The sequence below is a fragment of the Kiloniellales bacterium genome, assembly GCA_030064845.1.
Lineage (GTDB): Bacteria > Pseudomonadota > Alphaproteobacteria > Kiloniellales > JAKSDN01 > JASJEC01.
In genome coordinates this window covers 1-5,279 of sequence record JASJEC010000126.1, presented here as the reverse complement: position 1 = coordinate 5,279, position 5,279 = coordinate 1, and the positions used below count along the sequence as shown (strand labels likewise).

Annotated in this window: 2 protein-coding genes; one reads left to right on the top strand and one right to left on the bottom strand. The window is 63.5% G+C overall.

Translation table 11 applies throughout. The features are described from left to right. Positions 1-124 precede the first annotated feature (124 nt). Entirely contained in the window at positions 125-967 is an 843-nt protein-coding gene (locus tag QNJ67_23750) for a TauD/TfdA family dioxygenase (protein ID MDJ0612004.1), read from the top strand. A 79-nt stretch (positions 968-1,046) separates the two neighbouring features. Here QNJ67_23750 and QNJ67_23745 read toward each other — a convergent pair whose 3' ends face one another. Then, positions 1,047-3,926, bottom strand: coding sequence for a penicillin acylase family protein (locus tag QNJ67_23745; GenBank protein MDJ0612003.1), 2,880 nt, complete (start codon positions 3,924-3,926; stop codon positions 1,047-1,049). Positions 3,927-5,279: the final 1,353 nt, after the last annotated feature.

Here is a 5,279-nt window from a genome sequence, read left to right as displayed (position 1 = left end):
GCCGGCCCGGTCGCCCGGAGCCGGTGACGCGACACGCGATCGAAGGTCCCGGGCGCGAGGCGGTCCCGGCGCAGGGGGTCGATCCGGATTGACAATCGCGCCCGGGAGCCTTCAGCCTTCCGGGATGGACATCATCCCTCTCACCGGTGCCTTGGGAGCCGAGATCCTCGGCGCCGACCTGCGGCTGGAGGACGACTACGCGGCCATTCACGCCGCCTTCGTCCGCTATTCGGTCGTCGTCGTCAGGGCGCAGTCCCTGACCCCGGACGACCATCTGGCCTTCGCGCGGCGCTTCGGCACGATCAACGTCAACCGGTTCTTCCAGCGCCACGCGACGCATCCGGAAATCGCCTTGGTGACGAAACAGCCCGAGCAGCGCCACGCCGTCGGCGAGGGCTGGCACACGGACCATTCCTACGACGCCGAACCGGCCATGGGCTCCCTGCTCTACGCCGTCGAGGTGCCGGAGACCGGCGGCGATACCCTCTTCGTCTCCATGGCGGCGGCCTACGATGCGCTGTCGGCGCCCCTGCGGTCCTTCCTCGGCACCCTGTCGGCCTGGCATTCCTCGCGCCACGTCTTCGGCTTCAGCCAGGCCGAGACCGAGGGAACCCTGACCGGCCGCTACGGGAATCCGGACGCCGCCGTTCAGGACGCCCTGCACCCGGTGGTGATCGCCCATCCGCTCTCGCAGCGGGCGGGGTTGTACGTCAACCCGGTGTTCACGACCCGCATCGACGGCCTCGGCGAGGACGAGTCCGCGGCGCTGCTGGAGATGATCTACCGCCACTGCCAGAATCCCGACTTCCACTGCCGGGTCCGCTGGCGGGCCGGGGATCTGACGATCTGGGACAACCGCGCGACCTGGCACAAGGCGATCAACGACTACCACGGCCAGCGGCGCCGGATGCACAGGGTCACGGTCGATGGCTGCGCCCTCGAGGCCGCGGCCGTGCAGGCTGCCTGAGGCCGCCGCCGGAGGACCGCCTTGCCGTCTGGCCCCGGGGGCAGACGCAGGCTTCGCAGCGTCGCGGCCGAGCCCGCCTTCACGATGCCGGCGGGGCGAAGACCTGCTTCGAAACCGCGTCGGCTCCCAGCTTCCAGGGCGAGACCAGCAGCGGATAGGTCTGGTTCAGCAGCCAGGGCTCGAGCAGGTTCAGATAGAAGGGACTGCCCGGGACGGCGCTTTCGCCGCCGGGCAGGCTGGACACCGCCTTGAGCTTGAGCCATCCGACCTGGGCGACGAAACGACCGGTCGGTCCCAAGTTGAACATGAAGGAGTCGCTGCCGAGGGTCTCGATGTTCACGGCCGGACTGCCGACGTCCACCGTCTCGAAGCCGCCGTCGGTCGGGATCCCGTCGAGGTCGTCCAGGGGCGGCGGGAAGACGCCGAACCCCGGCGGCACGTTGAACGCGCTGCCCAGGGTATTCGCAAACACGATGCGATGCAGCCGGCCCCAGCGGTAGTCGTCCTGCTCGAGGGAGTTGTCGAAGGCCGCCTTGAAACTGTCGGACGCCAAGCGATCGAGCGCGTCGGCCAGGCTCCGCAGGATCACGATATCGCGGCGGGTGGCGGGATCCGCGTCGCTCGGACCGGCAAAGAAATCCAGTCCCGAGGCGCCCACGCCTTGATTGCTCTCGAAGCTGTCGAGCAGGTAGCGCAGGGCGGTGACCCGCTCCTCCCTGACGTTGACCAGGGGCGGCAGCCCCACCTTGGCCAGGGTGGCGTCGATCGTGTTGGCCGCCATCTCGCGCCGCCAGACCGAATAGATGGTCGCGGCGACGCTGTTCTCGATCTCGTCCTCGTCCAGGTCGTTCCACTCTTCGTCGTCGTCATCCAGACGCGCGTCATAGCCTTCGGGTATTCCGGTCGGCGTGGAATGGTCCCAGTCTTCCAGCCGCTCCACCGCTTCGGCCAGCCTCGGGTCCGCGGCGAAGGCGGCCAGGGCGGGGTGCGCGCCGCGAGACGAGGCCTGATCGAAGGCTTGCAGGATGGCCGGGGTCAGAACCTGGGCGTCGAGCATCACGACGTCGGCCTGGAGCTCGATCATGTCGGCGGCGCCGAGGCGGTCCTTGTCGTCGAGCGCGTCCTCGAGCAGCCGGGTGATGCGGCCGGCGCGGATCGAGAAGTTGCGCCCGCCCCAGTTCAGATAGTAGAGGCCGCCGCCCGGACGGAAATCGTTCAGGGGGTTGTTGTCCAGGCTGTTGCCGGCTTGGTCGTTGTTCGAATTGACGATCATTCCGCTGATCGGATTCTCGGTCTGCGGCATCTCTTCGAAGGGCAGAATGGCGTAGGGGGTCGCCTGTGTCGGCGACGGGCTCTCCTCGGGGATCCATTCCTGCCCGCCGGTGCCTTGGCGGATCAGGAACGGCGGCGCAACGGGAAACGGCGGCGCAACGGAATCATTCGCTGTCGCGGCTTGCAGGTCCTCGCGCAGCGGCACCTCGCCCGAAACGAAGTAGGCGATGTTGCCCTTCCTGTCCGCGTAGGAAACGTTCTGCGACGCGAAGTCGACGAGCTGCAGGGCCGATTTGAATTCCGCCAGGTTGCGGGCGCGATTGATCCCGCAGATGCCTTCCAGGTCGCGGGTCGGGCCGAACCCGATCGATTGCAGGCTGAGTCCCGGGAATTTATCGCGCTCGTCATCGATTTCGGTGATGAGGGGGCCGTTGTTGCGTCGCGGAACGACGTAGAAATCCTGAAGGAGAACCAGATCGACGGTCCCGCCCTGATTTGCGCGAAAGCTCTCGACCAAGAGCTCCATCGGTTCGGGCGAATCGTCATGGCGGGTGCTGTATCCGCTTGGCGAATTCTCGTCCTCCACGATTTCTTCGGCATAAGCGTCGGTTATGTCCAGCCGGCTGTTCGTGAACCCCCAGGCCAGGTGGCGGTTGTGACCGATCGCCACGCAGGGCGCACCGGGCAGGCCCCGGCCGATCACGTCGAGGCCGGGTGCGACCAGATGCACCTGATGGAAGATCGTCGGCGACTCGAGCCTCAAATGGGCATCGTTGGCCAGCAAGGGCCGACGGTTACGGGTGTGCGCGCCGCTGACCACCCAGGTGTTGCTGCCGCCCCCTGCCTGGCCGTCGGGCTGCAACAGGCCGGAGATCCGCGGCAGACGGCGCAGCTTCTCCAGGTACGCGCGCGCCTGTTCCAGCGTCTTGGCCCCGAGACGCGGACCGATGTCGCCCGGCTGCAAGGCCTGGCGCTGCAGAGCGGCAATCTGCGCTTCGACGGCTGGGATCGGCTCGCGTTGTTCGGCGTCGGGCACGGTCGAAGCCGGATCGAAGGGCGCGCTGCGGAACAGGTCCTGGAAGAAGAGCGCCGAGCCGTCGAAACCGGCCGCCACGCCCGCGAACTGGTATTCCGCGAGGGTCACGGTCAGTTCGATGTCCTCCGACCCGAGAACCGACGTCAGAGCACCGAGGCCTTTGCCGACCGCCTCGCTGTCCAGCGGGCTCCAGCGGGCGACCTGCGAAAGTCCCAGGAGCCCGTACTCCAGCGGCAGGCGTTCGGCCGCCTCGGCAACATCGATGAAGGCGTTGACCCCGTCGCTGTAGGCCTGCAGCAGGTCCCTGAACTCCGAGGGATGGGCGTCCAGCGAGCGCCTGGCGGCCCGATAGAAGCCGAGCCTGCGGAAGAACACGTCGGACGGCAACGCGGCCTCGCCGAGCAGCTCTGCCACGGTGCCGGCGATCTGCCGGCGAAAAAGATCCATCTGGAAAAGACGGTCTTCGGCGTGCACCCAACCCTGCATGAAGACGACATCGTGATCGTTCTTGGCAAAGATATGCGGAATCCCGTTGGAATCCCGCACCACGATGACCGGCGCCTTAAGACCGGGCAGGATCGTCTCGGCCTGCGCCGTGAGCGAAAAGACCAGAAACAAAATCGACAACAGCGTTCGATTGAAAGTCCGCATGACGCCCCCCTTGAACACCTGTCCACCCGCCGAATCCGAAACCCCTGCACGGACACGGCGAGCTCCGGCATCGAGACCGGAGTCGTTTCATTTATAAGGCTGTTGGTTAAGTGTAGCGGTTTTATGCAATCAGAGGTATAAGAACCTCTTCCTAGGAGCAATCTGACTCCGGTTTCCTGCAGAATTCGTCGGCGGCAATCGGCGAAGAGTTCACTTTCTTTGTGGGAGCATTGAACGCTCGAGCCCAGCATCCCTGTCTGGTCCACGCATCCATACCATTTCGCGACATAGGCCGCTATCTCCAACCGCTGAAACGACGCTGTGTGGTCGGCTACTTCAGAAAGTGCCACTCAATTCATTGGTTTGGCCTGCCCGCAAGGATGATTTGGACGGCAAGTCTAGGTGGGGTCAGAAATCCGGTGGGTTTGGAAACGCGGAGAACCCTGCCTGGTTGTTGACCAGCCCGGTTGCCCGCCATATCCTGAAAAGTAAATGAGCGGGCGGCATGGGGATTGGGCCCGATTTCCGCTGAAAGTGGCAGCACCGAACCCGAAATATCTGGATCATTGCGGAGCTTCGGATTGCACACCCCTCCGGAAGCTTCGTTTATGTAGGTTAGATTGCTTGGAAGAATATGGGGGCTTTATCGGAGATCTGGCCGTTCGCATCAGGACAACAGAGGCTGATATTTGACGTTGTTGGCGCCGCAGTCATTGGGCTTATAATTTTGAATTTGATATCGGCGACAAGACAGGGTTTTCCAATTCAAAAGGTGCTTGTAGGATTGTTTTTCCACGTCGACACAAAGAACAAAATAGAGAAAAGCATTCGAGTGTTTTTATTAACTATTGCTGTTGGTGCATTTTTTGTATTGGTCGTCGACGTTCACGTAAATGGTATACAGTTGATGGATCTTCAAAAACTTAGAAAGCTGAATCTATCCGAATAGCCGATCCAACGAGCACGTCAGAGCAACGGACGGGCCGGGTGACTTCGAATGGCTGCTTCGGATCGTCGATAATCGTTAGGCAATTGGTGTTTGCCCGCGCGAGTCTCCGTTCGGGCAGACCCGTAGGCTTGTTTTCCCCTTGGAGAACCCTGTTGGCTCGCTGAACGCCACAAAATCGGATCGCTACGCCAGAGTCGAAACGCTTTTTGCCGGCGGCGATGGCGTTGGCTTAACTGCCGGCAAGCGTCAGCGTGAATGTGCCTTCGAATAGGTTCGCACCTTCCCACGGCTCCTTGAGCGCGTCGAAGCGTCCGCTGCCGCTCGCACCCTTGTAAGCGCCGGTACCCGAGAGAACCTCGTAGTCTCCGCCGTTGCGCTCCTTGCCCCAGCCGCCGACGAATTTG